At 67.1% G+C, this 19,245-nt stretch carries 15 protein-coding genes; 9 read left to right on the top strand and 6 right to left on the bottom strand.

What is annotated here, in order from left to right:
- The first annotated feature begins 66 nt into the window (after window positions 1–66).
- Window positions 67–1,017, top strand: coding sequence for a polyphosphate kinase 2 (ppk2, locus tag HWX00_RS25050; protein ID WP_034191570.1), 951 nt, complete (start codon window positions 67–69; stop codon window positions 1,015–1,017).
- Between the two features lie 60 nt (window positions 1,018–1,077).
- On the opposite strand, the gene HWX00_RS25055 is transcribed toward ppk2, so the two are convergent.
- Window positions 1,078–1,665 (bottom strand): IMPACT family protein, encoded by a 588-nt coding sequence (locus tag HWX00_RS25055; protein WP_034191569.1) that lies wholly within the window; start codon window positions 1,663–1,665, stop codon window positions 1,078–1,080.
- A gap of 354 nt (window positions 1,666–2,019) precedes the next feature.
- A complete protein-coding gene (locus HWX00_RS25060; protein WP_059556698.1) occupies window positions 2,020–2,877 on the bottom strand; it encodes a LysR family transcriptional regulator in 858 nt (285 codons plus the stop codon).
- Window positions 2,878–3,007: 130 nt separating this feature from the next.
- Between HWX00_RS25060 and HWX00_RS25065 the strand changes: the two genes are divergently transcribed.
- Window positions 3,008–3,586 carry a DUF4865 family protein gene (locus HWX00_RS25065; protein ID WP_175029055.1) on the top strand — a complete coding sequence of 193 codons (579 nt, stop codon included), beginning with the start codon at window positions 3,008–3,010 and terminating at the stop codon, window positions 3,584–3,586.
- Window positions 3,583–3,708, top strand: coding sequence for a hypothetical protein (locus tag HWX00_RS37200; protein WP_257786268.1), 126 nt, complete (start codon window positions 3,583–3,585; stop codon window positions 3,706–3,708). The genes HWX00_RS25065 and HWX00_RS37200 overlap by 4 nt, the downstream gene beginning before the upstream one ends.
- A gap of 65 nt (window positions 3,709–3,773) precedes the next feature.
- On the opposite strand, the gene HWX00_RS25070 is transcribed toward HWX00_RS37200, so the two are convergent.
- From HWX00_RS25070 to HWX00_RS25080, 3 genes are all read right to left on the bottom strand, one after another.
- Window positions 3,774–5,975: a glycoside hydrolase family 3 C-terminal domain-containing protein gene (locus HWX00_RS25070; RefSeq protein WP_124669390.1), complete on the bottom strand. Its 2,202-nt coding sequence runs from the start codon at window positions 5,973–5,975 to the stop codon at window positions 3,774–3,776.
- 450 nt (window positions 5,976–6,425) lie between these two features.
- Window positions 6,426–7,484: a glycosyltransferase family 2 protein gene (locus HWX00_RS25075; protein ID WP_175029056.1), complete on the bottom strand. Its 1,059-nt coding sequence runs from the start codon at window positions 7,482–7,484 to the stop codon at window positions 6,426–6,428.
- Window positions 7,485–7,559: 75 nt separating this feature from the next.
- Window positions 7,560–8,816, bottom strand: a complete 1,257-nt coding sequence (locus tag HWX00_RS25080; protein ID WP_175029057.1) for an oligosaccharide flippase family protein — start codon at window positions 8,814–8,816, stop codon at window positions 7,560–7,562.
- Window positions 8,817–9,304: 488 nt separating this feature from the next.
- On the opposite strand from HWX00_RS25080, the gene HWX00_RS25085 reads away from it, so the two are divergent.
- On the top strand, window positions 9,305–11,155 hold the full coding sequence (locus HWX00_RS25085) for a serine aminopeptidase domain-containing protein (protein ID WP_175029058.1): 1,851 nt from the start codon (window positions 9,305–9,307) through the stop codon (window positions 11,153–11,155).
- Window positions 11,156–11,310: 155 nt separating this feature from the next.
- Here HWX00_RS25085 and HWX00_RS25090 read toward each other — a convergent pair whose 3' ends face one another.
- The gene (locus HWX00_RS25090) at window positions 11,311–11,772 is read right to left on the bottom strand and encodes a hypothetical protein (protein ID WP_226193902.1); all 462 of its coding nucleotides are present in this window, start codon (window positions 11,770–11,772) and stop codon (window positions 11,311–11,313) included.
- Between the two features lie 81 nt (window positions 11,773–11,853).
- Between HWX00_RS25090 and HWX00_RS25095 the strand changes: the two genes are divergently transcribed.
- From HWX00_RS25095 to HWX00_RS25115, 5 genes are all read left to right on the top strand, one after another.
- Window positions 11,854–13,062, top strand: a complete 1,209-nt coding sequence (locus HWX00_RS25095) for a polysaccharide biosynthesis/export family protein (RefSeq protein WP_059556445.1) — start codon at window positions 11,854–11,856, stop codon at window positions 13,060–13,062.
- Window positions 13,063–13,117: 55 nt separating this feature from the next.
- Window positions 13,118–15,385 carry a polysaccharide biosynthesis tyrosine autokinase gene (locus HWX00_RS25100; protein ID WP_034191563.1) on the top strand — a complete coding sequence of 756 codons (2,268 nt, stop codon included), beginning with the start codon at window positions 13,118–13,120 and terminating at the stop codon, window positions 15,383–15,385.
- A 61-nt stretch (window positions 15,386–15,446) separates the two neighbouring features.
- Entirely contained in the window at window positions 15,447–16,799 is a 1,353-nt protein-coding gene (locus tag HWX00_RS25105) for a hypothetical protein (protein ID WP_034191562.1), read from the top strand.
- A gap of 108 nt (window positions 16,800–16,907) precedes the next feature.
- Entirely contained in the window at window positions 16,908–17,966 is a 1,059-nt protein-coding gene (locus HWX00_RS25110; RefSeq protein ID WP_049028486.1) for an acyltransferase family protein, read from the top strand.
- A 74-nt stretch (window positions 17,967–18,040) separates the two neighbouring features.
- On the top strand, window positions 18,041–19,243 hold the full coding sequence (locus tag HWX00_RS25115) for a right-handed parallel beta-helix repeat-containing protein (RefSeq protein ID WP_404823806.1): 1,203 nt from the start codon (window positions 18,041–18,043) through the stop codon (window positions 19,241–19,243).
- Window positions 19,244–19,245: the final 2 nt, after the last annotated feature.

The raw sequence follows: 19,245 nt of genomic DNA on the forward strand, positions 1-19,245 counted from the left end.
TCAATTTGACGCGCGACGCTGGGATAATGGCGAAGTTTGGCCGCGTCAATGATGGAAGGAGGCCCCATGGGCGACAAAGATACCCGCACCGAGACCGACAACCTTGCCGATTCGAGCTCGATGGAAGCGCGTCAGCGCCGCTTCGAGGAAGATCTCGTCGACGCATACGACGAAGAACTCGAAATGGAACTCGACGACCGTCGCTTCGACGACGGCGACGACTTGCTGTTTTCGCAGGCGCGTCGCGAGGCACGCAAGCAGTATTTCCGCGAGCTGTTCCGGCTGCAGGGCGAACTCGTGAAACTGCAGGACTGGGTCGTGAGCACCGGGCACCGGCTCGTCGTCATTTTCGAAGGGCGCGACGCGGCCGGCAAAGGTGGCGTGATCAAGCGGATCACGCAGCGCCTGAATCCGCGCGTGTGCCGTGTCGCCGCGCTGCCCGCGCCGAACAACCGCGAGCGCACGCAATGGTACTTCCAGCGCTACGTCGCGCATCTGCCGGCCGGCGGCGAGATCGTGCTGTTCGACCGCAGCTGGTACAACCGCGCGGGCGTCGAGCGCGTGATGAATTTCTGTACCGACGACGAGTACGAGGAGTTCTTCCGGTCGGTACCCGAGTTCGAGAAGATGCTCGTGCGCAGCGGCATCCAGATCGTCAAGTACTGGTTCTCGATCACCGATCACGAGCAGGAAGTGCGTTTCCAGGCGCGGATCCAGGATCCGCTGAAGCAGTGGAAGCTGAGCCCGATGGACCTCGAAAGCCGGCGCCGCTGGGAGGCTTATACGGCCGCGAAGGAGGAGATGCTGCAGCGCACGCATATTCCCGAGGCGCCGTGGTGGGTCGTGCAGGCCGTCGACAAGAAGCGCGCGCGGCTGAACTGCATCCACCATCTGCTGGGCCAGGTGCCGTATCACGAGGTGCCGCACCCGTCGATCGACCTGCCGCCGCGCGAGCATCACGAGGACTACATCCGCCGGCCGACGCCGGACGACATGATCGTGCCGGATACTTACTGACGCAGGAATGCGCCTGGCAGCGTCAGGCAAAGCGGGGAAGGCAGGTGCCTTGCCCGCGCGTCACAGGTCCGGAAACCCCGAGCGCCCCTGGGTCAGGTCGAACAATTCGGCCCTCGCATCGGCCTCGGCGGTTTCCGGCAGCTTGATCACCAGTTTCACCGTCATGCCGTACGTGCTGTCCACCAGTTCGTATCCGGCCTGTTCGATCCAGCGGCGCACGCGCGCCTCCTCCGGGTAGCCGATCTCGATCGCGAGCCGCGTCTGGCGAATGCGCTCGATGCGCTCGGCATCGAGCAGCGCCGAGGCGATCGCATCCGTATAGGCGCGCACCAGTCCGCCCGCGCCGAGCTTCACCCCGCCGTAGTAACGCACGACCGCGCCGAGCACGCCGTCGAGATCGTGATGGCGCAGCACTTCGAGAATGGGCCGGCCGGCCGTGCCCGACGGCTCGCCGTCGTCCGACATGCCCGACTGGCCGCCGGCCAGCAGCGCCCAGCACACATGGGTGGCCGTCGGATGCGCGTCGCGCAGGCGTTGCAGCGCCTGCATCGCGGCATCGCGGTCGTCGACCGGGATCGCGAGCCCGATGAAGCGGCTCTTGCGGATCTCGAGTTCGCGGATATAGGTGGTGGCGAGCGTGTAACTCATGCGCCGCGAGCAACAGGTAAGGAAGTCAAGGTGATGATGGCCTGGCGATGCTGGGATATCGGCCCGCACGTGGATGGCACCTGCACGCGCGGACGGGACGAAACGGGAATTTTACCGTGGTGCGCATCGAAGCATTTCGATGCGGTCGAAACCCGGCTCGGGCGATGTGCCGGATACGAAGACGCAGACGAAGATGGCCACCGTGCGCGAGCATGCCGCCCGTCGAACGACCGTGGGCTCCCGAGGTCGATCGCGTGGATAGCTGAAGGGCGGCCCCGCGCTCGTTGAACCGGTCGCGCAGCGGGCGCATGGTTTTCCCCGTGAGAGGTTCGGAACGCACCCGTGCGTGCGACGTCAACGTACCCCGATCGACGACCGCAGCGCCGCGCCGAGCGTGCGCAGTGCCTGCCGGGCGCGCGCGTCGGTCAGGCTGGAATGGAGCACCACGTCGCGCGCCGGCAACGGCGGCAGCCCGTATCGCGTTCCGACGTCGACCGTGCCGGCGGGCGCCACGCGATGCCCGAGCGCCGCGACGGCCAGCCCCGCGGATACCGCCGCGCCGATCGTCGCGATACCGCCGCCGACGAACACCTCGGTCCACGGAACACCGGCCTCGTCCAGTGCGCCAACGGCCATGCGCCGCACGCTGCAAGGTTCGGCCTGCGTGGCCAGCCGCAGCGGTTGCGGCGGATGGTACTCGAAATCGGCTGCGGCCATCCAGCCGAACGATTCCGACAGGATGGTCTCGCCGTCGAGCCGCCGGCTGTCGTGCTGCAGCGCGACGGCCGCGTCGAGCTGGCCGCGGTCGAATGCATCGAGCACGTCGCGCGACGCCGCGACGCGGATCTCCAGCACGAGTGTCGGCTCCGCTTCGCTCATGCGTCGCAGCAGCATCGGCAGATCGGCGCCGACGACATGGTGGCTGACGCCGATCACCAGCCGCCGCTGGCCCGTGCCGAACGCGCCGATTGCGCCGTGGTGCGCGGCCACCAGCTCGCGCGCCGGCTCGAGGAACGCGGTGCCGTCGGCCGACAGGCGGACCTGCCGCGGCGTGCGCTCCAGCAGGCGGCGGCCGAGCCCCTCTTCGAGCCGCTTGATCTTCAGGCTCACGGCCGATTGCGTCGTGTCCATCGCTTCCGCGGCTCGCGTGAAGCTCTTGAGGTCGGCGGTCAGCACGAACGCTTGCACGGCTTCGATGTCGAGCGTTTTCATCGCGCACTCATCCATTTAAGAATCGAATCATTGAAATATGATGCCATCGTCTTTTCAAATGATTCAAGGTCTTCTACGCTGTTCGCACGTTTTCCTGAATGTCACCCGTTGCTTTCGCCAGGAGTCGACCATGCTGACCGCGTACTACGTGCACCGCCTGCCGGCGGACTACGACCTCGACATCATCCGCAACCGCGTGCGCGAACGCGGCGCGCTCTGGGACGACACGCCCGATCTGCTGTTCAAGGGGTTCCTGCTGCGCGAGGCCGGCCGTTACGGCGCGACGGAAAACGGCTATGCGTCTTTTTATCTGTGGCGTCACGAACAGGCGTTCGCGCGGTTCGTGACGGCCGGCCGCTATCGGGTCGTGACGGACAGCTTCGGGCGCGCGCCGATCGAAACCCAGGTCGTGCTCGAGGCGCGCAAGGGCCGTGCGTCGACGGGACGCTTCGCGCGTCTGGAAACCCTCGATATTCCGCCGGATGCCGACCTCGACGCGACGCTTGCAGGAGAGATCGCGCGCAATCGCGAAACGGCGGCACGGCAGGGCGTGGTGGCCGCTGTCGTCAGTCTCGACCCGCTGCGCTGGCGACTGACGCGGGCCGTCGTCACGGAGCACGAACCGGACGAGGGTGGCGCGGGTACGGTGTATCAGGTCCTGCACCTGGCGCGGCCGTTGCTCGATACGCTGGAAGCGGGTGGTGCGTGATGGCCGGCATCGGGTCGCGATTGCCGGCCGGCCTGGTGGTTGCCGCGCATCTGGCCGGCGTGGCCGCGGCGATCGTCGCGATGGCCGCGCTCGCGGCGGTGCTGGCGCTGCTGCTCCGGTAACGCCGCTCGAACGATCGGCAAAGACGGGGAGCCGGGCACGCGGCTCCCCGCGGGTTCACCGGCGATCAGTTGCCTTGAAGCCGGATATCGCGCGACGACGCACCGACATACACCGTCCCGCCCGAGACGACCCGCCAGCCGTTACGCGACGTGTCCCACACGCTTTGCATCCGCGGCGACACGGTCACGCGCACGCGCCGCGCTTCGCCCGGATTCAGCCGGATCTTCTCCCAGCCGACCAGCCGTTTCGGCGGCTCGTCCTTGTACGGCACGCCGAGATAGACCTGCGGCGTTTCCGCGCCGGCGACACGCCCGTCGTTGCGCACCGTGAATGCGACGCTCAGCGAGCCGTCCCATTGTCTCGACACCGACAGTCCCGAGTACGCGAAGTGCGTATAGGACAGCCCGTAGCCGAACTCGAACATCGGCTTGATGTTGCGCGCGTCGTACCAGCGATAGCCCATGTTCAGCTTTTCCGCGTAGACGGGATCGTTGTCGAACGCGCCGTTTTGCCCCCAGGTCGGCGAGTCCTGATCGCGCGCCGGGAACGTGACGGGCAGCTTGCCGGACGGATTCACCGCGCCGAACAGCACGTTCGCGATCGCCTTGCCGCCGGCTTCGCCCGGATACCACGCCTCGACGATCGCCGATACGTTGTCCTTCCAAGGCATCAGCACCGGATTGCCGCTCTGGACGACGACGATCGTGTGCGGATTCGCACGCGCGACGGCTTCGACGAGCGCATCCTGGTTCGACGGATTCGCGAGGCTCAGGCTCTGCAGGTCGCCGAAATCCTCGCCGGCCGGTTGCGCGACCACGACGATCGCGACGTCCGAGCGGCCCGCGAGCGCCGCGGCCTGGTCGATCTCCTGCTGCGTGTACGCGCGGAACGGCGACTGCTGATCGCTGTTGCCCGCGTACGTGACCTGCGCGGCCGGCGCGAGCGCGCGAATGGCCGCGACGATCGGCACGTCGACCTTCAGCCACGGATTGCGCCACCAGCTGCAGCCCGTCGACGACCCGAACGTCAGGCCGCCGCAGCCCGCGAACGAACCCGAAACCGGATCGCGCGTGTTGCCGGAGCCGCCGCCGGACAGCACGGCCGCATCCGCGTGGCCGCCGATCACGGCGATACGCGACAGCGCCGCCGCGGCCAGCGGCAACTGGTTGCCGTCGTTCTTCAGCAGCACGATCGACTGCTCGGCGGCTGCCTGCGCGAACCGGTTCGCGGACGCGAAATCGATCGTGCCGCCGCCCTTGGCCGGATCGTCCATCACGCCGACGCGGATCATCACGGCGAGCTTGCGGCGCACCATGTCGTCGAGGCGCGCGGTCGACACCGAGCCGTTCGCGATCGCCTGCTTGACGGCCGCCGGGGTGAGGTAGACGGTCGGCCCGACGTCTTCTTCCTCGTCGAGCCCGGCGTTGATCGCGGCCGCGGTGCTGTGCGCGGCGCCCCAGTCGGACTGCACCTGGCCCTGGAAGCCCCATTCGTTCTTCAGCACGTCGTTCAGCAGGTGAGGGTTTTCGCACGCATACGTGCCGTTCAGGCGGTTGTAGCTGCACATCACGCTGCCGGGGCGGCCGCGCTTCGCGGCGATCTCGAACGGCAGCAGGTAAAGCTCGCGCAGCGTGCGTTCGTCGATCTGCGTGTTGCCGCCCATCCGGCCGTGCTCCTGTTCGTTGCCGGCGTAGTGCTTGATCGTCGCGATGACCTTCTGCCGCTGCGTGGCGAGCGTGCGTTCGGCGAGCAGGTCGCCGGCAAGCAGCGGATCTTCGCCGAGATACTCGAACAGGCGGCCGCCGCGCGGCTCGCGCGCGAGATTGGTGCCGCCCGCGAGGCCCATGCCGAATCCTTGCGCGCGCAACTGGATCGCGACCTGCTTGCCATAGTCGTACGACAGCCGGCGATCCCAGCTCGCGGCGACGGCGATCGTCGCCGGGAACGTGGTGCTGGCCTGCGAGGTGCTGCCGGAGCCCGTCGCCGAATCCACCATGTTGAGATCGGGAATGCCGAGCCGAGGCACACCCTGGATGTAGCCGGCACCGCCGCCCGGCACCTTTGACATTTCGTATTGCGAATGAATGAACTGGAGCTTCTCGTCGAGCGTCATCTTGCGCACGAGCAGGTCGGCGCGCCGCTGCGCGGCGGCTGACGCGAATGCGTCGGTCGCGTCGCCCTGCGAATTGAAATCGGCGTTGCCGGCGTAGGCGGTGGTGCAGAGGGTCGCTGCCAGCACGACGGCCGGCCAGAGGGTGTCCCGCATGTTGCTCTCCATGATCGTATTGCCGGTTGTTCGAATGATGTCTGGAGCTGCGCACGTCCGATGGATTCGCACCGGACGTATTCGGCTGGCGATGCAGGGTGGTTGCGCGTCGGCATGCCAGGCCGGGCGGGGAATCGTTACGGCCGGTTGGGCCCGATCGAACATCGAGGACGGCGACGCGGACCGTCCGACACTGCCGAATCGGATGTAGCGATTCTCTGCATCGACCAATCGTACGAATGTAGTTTGACTACAGCATCGGTGTTTGTACCGATACGTACGATCTTTTTTCGACGCGGTGGAGCGGTGGGAGGAAAAGGCGGTCAACGTTCCCGATGGGGATCGGATGGCGGGGTAAGAAGTACCTGGATACAGGTGTTTTCATGCGGCAATGCAGCGGTGCAGGAGACCCGTCTCGTTGCGCGTGCATCGAATTGACTCCAGCCGTCGCTAGCGGGCCGCGGTTCGCGGTTCGGTCGTCGGGCGAACGCGCGCGAGCGGATTCGCGATATAGCGAATCGCGCGGTCGCTGAGCGTCGACGATGGCAGCAGGCACGCGAGAGACAGGCCGGTGACGGCCAGTTTCTTGAACGGCCGCCAGAACGGATTGCGCAGCACGGTATGCCAGTAGCGTCCCGAATCGGACAGGAACCAGCGCCAGCGGCGCGCGAGCGGCGCGCGGTACAGCGTGCTCGCGAAGTGCGCCTTTTCGATCGAGAAGTCGAACGGTTCGCCCGGCAGCGCTTCGTGAAGCCGCGAGCCGGCAATGGCACGCAGCGTCGACCATCGGCGCGCCGCCTTCAACGCACCCGTGGCCGCATCTTCCGCATTGGCAAATGCAAGATCGGCCGTGTCGCGGTTGACTTCGCTATCGGCAGGGGTAGCCGGCCGATGAACACGATAGCCGCCGAGCGTCGCGTCGATCATGTGAATGGCACCGAGCAGCGCGATCCCGTAGATCGCATAGAAATCGGCGCCGTGCAGGTTGTCGGGCGTGACGGGTACCGGGAAGATGCGCCTGAGCGCGTCGCTCCGGTATGCGTTACCCGACGCAGGCGGCGACGGATAAAGCCAGCCCGCGCGCAGCAGGCGGCCGCAATCGGTGGCCACGCCCGACTGTGGGACCGTGACGCCCGTCGCGATGCCTTCCCGCGTCATCACGTCGAGCCGGAAATGCACCTTCACGAAGTCGCCGGAGGCGAACGCGGCCAGCACGCGGGCGGCCGCGTCGCGGTAGAGCAGGTCGTCCGCGTCGAGCAGCAGCACGTAAGGGGTCAGGACATGCTCCAGCGCGCGGTTGTAGGCGGCGACCTGGCCGCAATTCTCCTGGAAGACTGCCACGATGCGATCCCCGTACGAGCGGATGATGTCGCGGGAGTCGTCGGTCGAACCGTCGTCGACCACGAGGACGCGGATGTCGTTGGTGGTCTGGGCAAGCGCGGAGTCGATCGCGGCACGCAGATAGACGCCGTGGTTGTAGTTGCAGATTGCAATGGTCAGGTCTGCCATGAGCGGCTCCCGCGTGAATTCGGTTCAGGCATTTCGGCGCGGGGAACGGGTGCCACGCCATCGTGCGGCCGCGTGCTAGCGGCGCGCAATGGAACTGCCGGGCAGCGGAATGCCGGCGCGATAGACGACGGCCGCGAGCGCGGCGGCGACTGCGGCCTCCGCGAGCAGAACGGCGGCCGCGGCACCCAGTTCCGCAAAGTACTTCGCGAGGACGGGAAGCAGCACGATGTTCAGGATGCCGGACGACATCAGGATACGCGTGAATGCCGTCTTCATGCCGAGTGGCAGCATGGTCTGCACGCCGAACAGGTCGGTCATGCCGGCCATGAACGGGATGAATGCCATCCAGCGCAGTACGTGAACCGTCGGCTCGTACGAGGGGCCATACAGGATACGCACGGCCAGCGGCGCCCCGAAGAAAATCACGAGCGAGATGCCGAGCACCATCACGACCTGTACGACGAACAGTTTGCGCAGGAACGAGAACGCGTCGTTGCGCGCGTGCCGCATCAGGTAGTTGATGCGCGGATAGGTGGCGGCCTTCAGCGGCTGGAGCAGGCTGAGCGCCGCGCGGATCAGCTTGTCGCCGGCCGCGAAGTAGCCGGCCGCGACGTTGCCCGACACGAAGCCGAGCAACACGGTGTTGGTCGACGCATAGAACGCAATCGACGTCGACGCGAGAAACACTTGCCAGCCGCCTTTCAGCGATTCGGCGATGTCGGCCACGCCGACGCGGACGAAGTCGATTTCGCGATGAAAGTACAGGTAGACGGCCAGCGCGATCGCCGATAGCACCGGCACAGCGGCGTTGACGATCATCGCGCGATCGATGTCCGCCGGGCTGTGTACGAGCGCGAACATCGCGGGCAGGCTCAACACCCGGCCGACGAACAGGATCACGCTGAGTGCGCGCAGCTTCTCCATGCCCTGGAAATACCAGCCGGGCGTGAATGCGACGCCGGCCACCATGCCGAAGCCGATCAGCAGCAGGTCGCGGTCATCGCCGAAGCGCCCGATCAGCAGGGTCAGCAGCACCAGCACGACGAAGCAGATGGCCGCGATTCCGATCTGCGCATACAGCGTCGCCCAGAAGATGCGTGAGCGCTCGGCGCGGTCGTCGCGTGCGAGTGCTATGCGCGGCGTGGCGGTCGGGTCGAAGCTGTAGCTCGTGCAGTTGGTGAGATACGCGATCACCGCCAGCGAGAACGCGAGCTGGCCATAGCCTTCCGGGCCCAGTGCGTGCGTCAGCAGCGGCGCGATCAGCAGCGGCACCGCATACATCGAAATCTGCAGCGTCAGCAGCAGCAGGAAGTTCTTCTTGAGGTTTGACATTCGCTCGGTCGGCGCCGTTGGGTATCGCATGGCGGCGGGTTGCGTGCAGCCGTACGGATGCGCGGCCGGTCGGCGCTGACCCGGCTGCGAGGATTCGCGAACCGTTCCGGTGCCGGTTTCGACCGGCGATGCCGGCACGGCCACATCGGATGGTGGCCATGATACGGGGCGAGCAACGCGGCATTGTTCGCGAGCCTACCGTTCGCGGATTCCGTTCGCATGACGGAACGAATCGCTAAAGGGGCACGGCGTTGCGTCGTGTCGGTGATGAATGCATTTGTAAGCTGGCGCACCGAAGCCCGATCGGGCCCAATGATCTAATCACACGCATGGAACACGGCAAGCGGGCCGCGCAGGGGCGCGGCGGATGACTGCGGCCGGTTCCTGCCAGCACCGGCCAGCGGCCGGAGTCGCGACATCGTGTATTCCGGTGTCGCCGCTGGCACGGTTGTGCACGGAATAACAAATACTGCTCCGAGGAGTACCGAGTGAAGCCGATAACGTTCGGCAGCTGCGTTGGGTGGCTGCACGAAGGACAGACGGCGCAGGGCGTGATCCTGTGCGAATCGCTGGGCCACGAAGCTGCATGGACGCACAAGCTCATGCGGGCCGTCGCGGAGCGTCTCGCCCGTGCGGGCGTGACGGTGTTGCGGTTCAACTATCCATGCGCCGGCGATTCGCCCGGCGACGACCTCGATGCCGGGCGGCATGCCGCCAGCATCGACAGCATTCATCGTGCGATCGACCTGTTGCGGGACGAAGCCGGCGTGACCACCGTGACGCTCGTCGGCATTCGGGCGGGCGCGCTGTTCGCGATGCTGGCCGCTGCAGGTCGGTGCACGTTGCCGCGCGTCGATGCGGTGGTCGCGCTGTCGCCGGTCGTGCGCGGCCGTGCGTACCTGCGCGAGCTGTCGTTCGTGCATCGTCAGTGGCTCGATACGATGCCGCCTGCGACCCGCGCCGCGCATCGCGACGAACCGTGCATGAACGTGCTCGGACATCGCTTCCCGGCCGAATTTGTCGATGCGCTGAAGGCCGTCGATCTGTGCGACGTCGTGCGCGATGCGCTGGCGCTGCCCGGCGCGATGCTGCTGATCCAGCCGGAGCAGGGCGACGGACCGGCGTTGCGCGACGCACTGCTGGCGCGCGGCGTGAACGTGACGTGCGAACCGTTCCGTGAATGGCCGACGACGATGCTGGACGGCACGCGCTCGCACCTGCCACACGCGGCGATCGACACGGTGGTGAACTGGGTCGTCGCGCGTGCTCCGGGCCGGGGCGTCGCTGCCGGCGTTCCGCCACGCGCCGCCCACGCATGGAGTGGTGAGTCGGCCGTTGCGCTCGACATGGGCGACATGACGGAGCAAGTCGTCGCGGTCGGCCCGGGCCGGCTGGTTGGCGTGCTGTGCCGCCCGGCCGACATGCCGCCTGCCACGCCGGTCGGTCCGGCGCTCGTGATCGCGAACACGTCGACGAATCCACGCAGTGGCGAAGGGCGCTTTGGCGTGCGACTGGCCCGCACGCTGGCGCGGGCCGGCGTGACGACGTTGCGGATCGACGTGAATGGTGTCGGCGACAGCGGGCCCGATGCACCGGACGACCAGTCGGGCGTCGTGTATTCGCCGCAGGCGATCGACGACGTCGCGGCAGCGGCGGACTGGTTGCGCGCGCTCGGTCATCCGGACGTCGTCGCGGCCGGCATCTGTTCGGGCGCCTATGCGGCGTTGCATGCGGCAGTGAAAACGGTATCGCTCGGCGGCGTGATCGCGATCAACCTCGCGCGTTTCGTGTGGCCGGCCGGGCTCACGCTCGAAGCGGCGCAGAAGCAGCGGATCAACTCGGTGCGCGGCTACTGGCTGTCGGTGCGTGACTGGCGGCGCTGGAAGCGGCTCGTCCTCGAACGGCGCGACGTGCGCCCGATCCTGCGCGCGGTGGCCGCCAACGTTATCGCGCGCGTCAGCGTGCCCGTGAAGACGGCGGCCGCGCGCGTCGGCTGGAAGCCGCGCGCCGGTACGCCGCGCGGCGTGATGCGCGAACTTGCGCAACGCAACGTCCGGACGATGCTCGTCTACGGTGCACTCGATCCCGGTATCGACGACGTCCGGCGTCACTTCGGCGCGGTCGAACATGCGTTTCGGCGCTCGCGCCACGTGCGCCTGCACCTGATGCCGCAGGTCGACCACGCCTTGTATGGCATTGCGGGAACCGCCGCCGTGATCGATCTCTGCACGCAGGCGTTGAGCGGCGACTGGGGCTGGATGGTAGTACGCGACGCCAATCCGTCGGCACCCGACACGGCCGATCGACCTTATGCGAACGTGTCGGTCAGAAGTTCCTGATGCGCGTCGCGCGACGCTGGGCGGTTAGCGGGGTGCGATCCTCGTTCGTATGAAGATCGGCTTTCGGTGGGCTTGATCACAGACGTGCCTGTCGCGCTGGTGTCCAATCCCGTATCGGCGCCCGAGCCATTGCGTCGGCGCGCGACGGGGCGGCTTCAGTTCGTGTCACCACGTTGCGTATAGGGCGAAGCGGTGTACGGCGATGCGTACAGCGTGCCGGTATCCCATGCGCCATCGCCGGGTGCGCTGGCCTCTTTCGGGCGGCCCGGCCGCTTCGGCACGAGCGGCCGGCGCAGCGCCCCGCGGGCACGCGATTCCGGCTCCGCGTCGGCGTGGATGCCGGGAAGCGCAAGGCCGGGCGCAGCGGAATCGGAATTCGGCGTCGCGGAGCTGACCGTCGCGGTCTGGGCGGAACGTTGCCGGGGGATCGGCAGGGCCGGCGAGACTGCCCTCGGCGAGATGAAGGTCGACGTATCGGCCGGGTCGGGGTGCAACGATTGGGCATCGGCGGCGCAGGCGATGCCGGCCGACAGGATGCAGATGAGCGACGAAAGCGATAAAGAGCAGTTCATGACGAATCGTACGGAAGACGTGCGGTGACGAGGGGTGCGCGGCACCGCAATGCGAGCCGCGCAGGCAAGCGTAATGCCGGAACCTGCCGCATTCGGCGGGTTACCGCACAGTTTCGGAAGGACACCATGTCAACGACGACGCAAAGGCAATCGACATACGCGATGCGGCAGTCACGCACGCGCTGGCTGTCGCACGTGGCGCTGGCGGCGACCGTGTGCACGCTGAGCGCGTGTGCGCTTTCACCGGGCATGACGTATCACCCGCCGGCCGAACGCGACGCGAACGCGCGCGTGAGCGCCGACGCATCGGGCGCGGGCGGCCTCGACGGCGTGCAGAACGTGTCGAGCGAAGACCTGATCGAGATCACACCGGCATTCGTCGAGCAGCAGCATGCGGCACAGCATGCGAACGTCGACGCCGAAATCCGCCAGTTGTTCGGTACGCCGAAGCCCTACGTGATTGGCCCCGGCGACGTGCTGAACATCGTCGTGTGGGATCACCCCGAACTGAACCTGCCGACGACCCAGACGACGGGCGGCGGCGATGGCGTGGGCGCGAGTTCGGTCGCGACCGGCTACACGGTGGACGCAAGCGGCAGCGTGCAATTCGCGTATGCCGGCCTCGTGCACGTGGCGGGGCTGACCGAGGCGCAAGCGCGCGCGGTGCTGACCAAGCGGCTCGGCGAGTACGTGCGCAATCCGCAGATCGCGGTGCGCGTCCAGGCGTATCGCAGCAAGCGCGTCTATCTCGACGGCGAAGTACGCACTCCGGGGCTGCAGATCGTCAACGACATGCCGATGACGCTGCCCGAGGCAATCGACCGCGCAGGCGGATTTACCGCGACGGCCGACCGCTCGCAGGTATCAGTGACGCGCGGCGACAAGACCGTGATGGTGAGCCTTCCGGCGATGCTGGCCGCAGGCATCAACCCGACGAACATCCTGCTGCGGGACGGTGATCTCGTGCGCGTGCGCGCGGCGAGCGACAGCAAGGTGTTCGTGCTAGGCGAAGTGTCGCGTCCGGCGACGCTGACGCTGACCGATGGCCGGATGAGCCTTGGCGAAGCGCTCGGCGACACGGGCGGCGTCAGCCAGTACACCGCGGATGCGCGGCAGGTGTTCGTGGTGCGGCGCGGGCCCGGCAACCGGCCGCAGGTCTATCACCTCGACGGACGCTCGCCGGCGTCGTTCGCGCTGGCCGACCGGTTCCCGCTCGAGCGCCGCGATGTGGTGTTCGTCGACGCGTCGTCGCTGGTGCGCTGGAGCCGCGTCGTCAACTTGCTGATTCCGTCGTCCGCGCAGGGTGCGCTGACGGCCAAGGCCATTTCGCCGTGAACCTCGTGACGGATCGCATTATCGCGATGCGTCGCGTCTACGGGACCGATCCTGTATGAACGCTCAGACTCTCCCCGACCCGCACGACGGACCCACGTTGCGGCCGTCCTATCCGTACCGCCGCTACTGGGCCATGCTCCATGGTGGGCGGCGGCTGATTCTGTGCACGGCGCTCGCCGGTGCGCTGGCCGGGACCCTCTATGCGCTCTGCGCGCGCCCGGTCTACCGGACCGACATCCTGTTTCAGGTCGAGCAGAGCCCGACCGAGTCGAAAACGAACTCGCCGCCCGGCGATCCGTCTTCGGTGTTCGACCTGAAAACCGATGCATCGACCGAGATCGAGGTGCTGAAATCGCGAGCGGTGATGGCGCGTGCGGTCGACGATACCAATCTGGCCATCGATGCGCGGCCGCATTACCTGCCGGTCATCGGCTGGCGGCTGGTGAACGCGGCCGACGGGCTGTCGTCGCCGCTGCCCGGCGGTTACGTGTATGGCACGGAGCGCATCGACGTCCCGACCTTCGACGTGCCGAAGCGTTTCGTCGGTAAGCGTTTCGCACTCGTCGTCGGCAACGGCGGCACCTATACGCTGCAGCGCACGGGGTGGCTCGGCAGGAGCGGGCCCGTCTGGCAGGGCAGGATCGGCCAACCACTGCACGTCGAGACACCGCAGGGGCCGCTCGACGTGTTCGTGCGCGAAGTCGCGGGCGAGCCGGGCGCACGCTTCGACTTGACGCGCTACGGCGACGAAGAGGCGACCGCGTGGCTGCAGAAGAACGCACTGATCTCGGAGCGCGGCAAGCAGTCGAACATGATCGGCGTGACGCTCGACGGCCCCGATCCCGTGCACGACAGCCGCGTGCTCAATGCGGTCGGCGACGCGTATCTGGCGCAGAACACGCAGCGCAAGTCCGAAGCGGCCGACAAGCTGATCCGCTTCATGGATGCACAGCTGCCGCAACTGAAGGCGCAACTCGAAAAGGCCGAAAGCCGCTTCAACGCGTTTCGCGCATCGCACGGCACAGTCAATACGAGCGATGAAGGGCTCGCGTTGCGTCAGCAGTCGGTCGACATCGAGACGCGCGTGCAGACGCTGCAGCAGCGCCGCGAGGAATTGCTGACGCGGTTCATGCCCAAGCATCCGGCCGTCGTGGCCGTCGATGCGCAGCTCGCCGATGCGCAACACTCGCTCGACACGGTGCGCAAGCAGATCCAGCAACTGCCGACCGTCGAGCAGGGCGTGCTGCAGCTGCAGCGTGACGTGGCCGTCGATACCGCGCTCTATACGAACCTGCTCAACACGCGTCAGCAGATGATCCTCGCGCGGGCCAGCAAGACAGGAACGGTGCGCATCGTCGATGCGGCAAGGATCGCCGAGACGCCCACCGGGCCGCATCGCGGGATGGCCGTGATCGCGTCGTTGCTTCTCGGCCTGCTGGCGGGCGCCGCGATCGTGATCGTGCGACAGCGCGTTGCCGGCACGATCGGTGATGCCGAGGAAATCGAATGGTCGACGGGCCTGACGGTGTTCGCGGCGGTGCCACACAGCCCGCCGTCTGGACAGAACCCGCCGCCGTCGAAGGCCGCGCGGCGGCGCAACGGGCGCCAGCCGTCACTGCCGACGGCACCGGAGGGCGCGGCGCTCGAAAGCCTGCGCAATTTCCGCACGGCGCTGCAACTGGCGATGCCCGACGCGCCGAATCGCATCGTGCTGATCTCAGGGCCGACGACGGGCGTCGGCAAGTCGTTCGTCGCGGCGAATCTCGCGTCGCTGGCGGGCGCCGCGAAACGGCGCGTGCTGTTGATCGACGCGGATCTGCGGAAGGGTTCACTGCACGAGCAGTTCCGCTTCAGTCGTGCGCCGGGCCTGTCGGATGTCGTGGGCGGCACGCACGGGTTCGACCAGGCGCTCAAGCGCGACGCGATGCCCGGTCTCGATTTCATGCCGATGGGCAACGTCGTGCCCGACCCGGGTGAATTGCTGCTCCAGCCCGCGTTCACCGAACTGATCGAGCGCGCCGCGTCACATTACGACATGGTCGTGATCGACGGTCCGCCGCTGCTGCCGGTGGCCGACGCGCTGGTACTTGGGCGCCTGGCCGGAACCGTGTTTCTCGTCGCGCGCAGCGGCGTGACGACGCTGACGGAACTCGACGAAAGCGCGCGACGGCTCGAGCACGCGCAAATCGCCGTACGCGGCGTGATCCTGAACGACTTCAAGGGCTCGCCGGGGCGGTACGACTACGGTTACACGCATGAGAACACTCATCAGGCCGCATCCGGCTACGCAGGCGTAATGGGCGCGCGCGGCCCGGCCCGCTGAGCGGCGGATGCGTGGCGTCGCCCGGCGAGGCGCATGTGCGTGAAGCAATGGAACGGACATCATGAACAAACGAGTGGCGGCCGGCTCGCGAGCGCGACTGCAGCGGCCGGCGAGGCGCGGCGGAGCGGCGCACACCGGCCGCGCGGCCGGTTACGCAGGTTACTGGTGGGAGGATCCGGCACGGCTCGTGCTGCTCTTCATCCTGCCGTTGTACGGGCTGCTTTCGATGAGCCTGCTCGGCGATCAGAAGTCGATCGCGCGCATCTATTTCGACGGGTATTCCGCGTTTGCGGGCGGCCTGTTCCTGCTGGTGCTGACAGCGGCCGCGTGGTTCGCGACGACCGATGCGCAGGTCCGGAAGGGGCCAGGCGACAGAGCGGCCGAGCTGTCGCCGCACGTGCTCGATTTCGTGTTCGCGCTCGCGCTGTTCGGCTATCTCGTGATGATGAGCGGCGTGCTTGCACATCCGGCCGTGCTGCTGTCGTTCCTCACCGGCACGGCGAACACGTTCGAGCTGATCGAACTGAAAGGGCGCGTCACGGGCCTGAGTTCGTTCACGCAGGCTACGGCACCGTTCGTCGCGCTCTATTTCTACGTATTCAGGACGCCGGTCAAGGGCTTCAACCGCTACAAGGCGTACCTGGCCGTGCTGGTCGTACTGACGCTGTTGCGCAGTTTCATCTTCGCGGAGCGGCTCGCGATCATCGAGGTTGCGCTGCCGTTCGCGCTGATGGTCGTGCGGTTCCGGCTCGGCCGCAAGCGGCTGCGACTGCTGGCGCTTGGGCCGTACGCGGCGATCCCGCTGCTGCTCGGCCTGTTCATCGTGAACGAATACAACCGGTCGTGGGAAACCTACTACATCAACATCTACGACAACATCCTCGATTTCGCACTCGAACGCCTGGGCCTGTACTACTCGACGTCGCTGAACAACGGTGCCGGGATCCTCAACGTGCTCGGCTGGGGCAGCGGGCATCCGATGTTCACGTTCGACTGGCTGTTGCACTTTCCGCTGATCGGCGCGACGCTCCAGCCGTGGCTCGACTCGGGCGACAGTGTCGACCTGTTCCTGAACAGCTATGCCGATCCCGAGTTCAACAACCCATCCGGCATCTTCGTCCACTTCTACGAGTGGGGCTGGTTCGGGCTGTTGAACGCGGCGTTCGCCGGCTGGGTGTTCGGGCGCGGCTACGCGGGGTGGCGTCGCGGGAGCGGATTCTGGTGCTGCGCGCACGCGGTGCTGTACGTGTCTCTGATGGAAATACTGCGGATTCCAAACCTGTTCAGTGGCCGGGACTTCGTGCCGATCGTGCTGCTGGTCGTCGTGTTCCGATACTTCGTAAAGCGGCCGGAACGGACATCGTCCGTGGCCGTACGCGGCGCAGCGATCCGGCACACGCCCGACATCGGCTAACTGTCGTCCAGCCCACAGTATTCCGCGGCGAGCGTGCATAGAGTGGAGCTTCTCACGACCATTCGCCACGCGCGCGGGCCCGGACGGGGCCGCGGCATCCACCTTTACATGAATACGACTGCTCGCGAAACCAGCCTGGATGTCGCCCGCGGCGCCGGCATCATTCTTGTCGTATACGGGCACGTCCTGCGCGGCGCCGTTTCGTCGGGGCTCGTGCCGGCCGGCGTGCCCGATACCGTGTTTGCGTGGACCGACTACGTGATCTACACGTTTCACATGCCACTGTTCTTCTTCCTGTCCGGGCTGCACGTCTGCCACTCGTTGCGTGGCGCGCCGAAACGGTTCATCGGATCGAAAGTGCGCACGATCGTCTATCCGTACCTGCTGTGGTCGGTCCTGCAAGGCGGCGTGCAGATTGCGATGGCGTCGCGTGGCACCAATCATCCGTTCACGTTCGGAGACCTGCTCTCGATCGGATGGCGGCCGTTCGCGCAGTTCTGGTTCCTGTACGCGCTGATGCTATGCATGATCGCCGCGTGGCTGTTTGCACGATGGGTGCCGGTGTTCCCCCAGGTGCCGATGGCGCCGCGCATCCGTGGTGCGCTCCTGGCAAGCGCGGTGCTCGGGCTCGCGATCGGAACGGTGACGCAATGGGGCATCGTGTCGACCGCGCTGATGAACTGGCCGTTCTTCGTGGCCGGCGTCGTCGCGTCGCATGCGTTGCCGGGCTGGCTCGAACGCAACAGCCATCCTGCGATGTGCGGGCTGACGGCGGTCGCCTTTGTCGCGGCAGTCGCCTTCGCGCACGGCGTCGGAAGCGCGACGAGCATTTGGGCCGTTCCCGCCGCGTTCGCCGGCATCACGCTGATGCTGCAGCTTGCATACCGCCATGCAGCGTCGTCCGCGCGTGCCGGCTGGCTCGCGGCGATCGGCTACGCGTCGATGCCGATCTACCTGATGCATATCCTGGTGATGGCCGGCGTGCGCATCGTGCTGATGCGCGTCGGCGTCGGCAGTCTCGCGACGCACCTCGTGCTCGGTACGCTCGCCGGCGTGGCGGTGCCGATGATGGCTTATCTGATTGCGCTGCGCACTGGCACCGCGCGTATCGCCGGCTTTCCGGCGTGGCCTGGGCGCGGCGCGGCTGCGCGTCCGCAACCGGCATGACACGCGTGGGCTTGACTCACAAGACCGGGCGCCGATGCCGTTCCCGTCTTTGCTGTGTGATGCTTGGTATGTGGATGATCACCGGTCCCACCGTCACGGTCCACGCTGGGACGGCATTTCAAACCGAACAGACGTCGATCGGCTCGGCCGTGCCGGATGCCCGTGTCGCCCCGGCGCCCGACGGCGCCGATCAGGCCGACGCACTGCAACGCGCGCTGGATGCGCTGCAGCCGGGCCAGCGACTCGTGTTCGCGCCGGGGCGCTACATCGTTGACCGCTCGCTCGTCGTTCGGCAGGCGCAGGTCGTGCTGTCGGGCTACGGCGCGACGCTGATCGCGACCGTGCCGGACGACCAGACGATCGAGATGCGCGGCACCGGCACGACGATCGCCGGATTCAGGCTGGTGGGAACGGGTACGACGCGGATGGGCACGCCCGGGTCGACCAAGATCGAAGTGACGGGGCACGACGTGCAGGTGCTCGACAACGCGATCGACGGTGGTGGTGGCGGCATCTTCGTATTCGGCGGAACGGACGTCGCGATCGTCGGCAACGAGGTGCTGTCGACGCTGGCCGACGGCATCCACATCACGCATGGCGCGCGTAACGTGCTGGTCAAGGGCAACCTCGTGCGCGGCACCGGCGACGACATGATCGCCGTGGTGAGCTACCAGGGCGACGGCGTGCTCAGCCGCAACGTGCTGATCACCGGCAACTCGCTCGAAGGTAACGCGTGGGGGCGCGGCATCACGGTGGTCGGCGGTGCCGACGTGACGATCGAGAACAACGTCGTGCGCAACGTGCAGGTGAGCGCGGGCATTCTCGTCGCGCAGGAGGACAGCTTCCGGACTTACGGCGCGTCCGGCGTGCTGGTCGAGAACAACGAGATTTCGGATATCCAGAACGCGGCCGTGCGTACCGATCCGCGCCCGCTCACGCAGCAGGCCGCGATCGACGTCAGCACGTGGTCGGGCTCGGTGACGCGCGTGGCCGTGATCGGCAACCGCGTGTCGCGCGCACGGTTCGCCGGAATTCGCGTGTGGGGAAACGTATCGCAGTACCGGATCGCGGACAACCGCTTCTCCGCGATCGGCGGCATGCCCGTGCAGGTAGGCGGGGGCGGAGGCTGCCCCTCGGGTGGCGCGCAGGCCGGGTCGTGCGGGGCGCAGGTTGTGCAGCAAGCATTGGCCGACAAGGTCGGGGCGGACCCCTCGGCGTTGCCGCGCGTGCGTGAAGCGCTCAGGCAGGCGCGCCCGTCGCGGCGCGGCATCGATTGACG

Source organism: Burkholderia seminalis DSM 23518 (assembly GCF_902832885.1).
Taxonomy (GTDB): Bacteria; Pseudomonadota; Gammaproteobacteria; order Burkholderiales; family Burkholderiaceae; genus Burkholderia; species Burkholderia seminalis.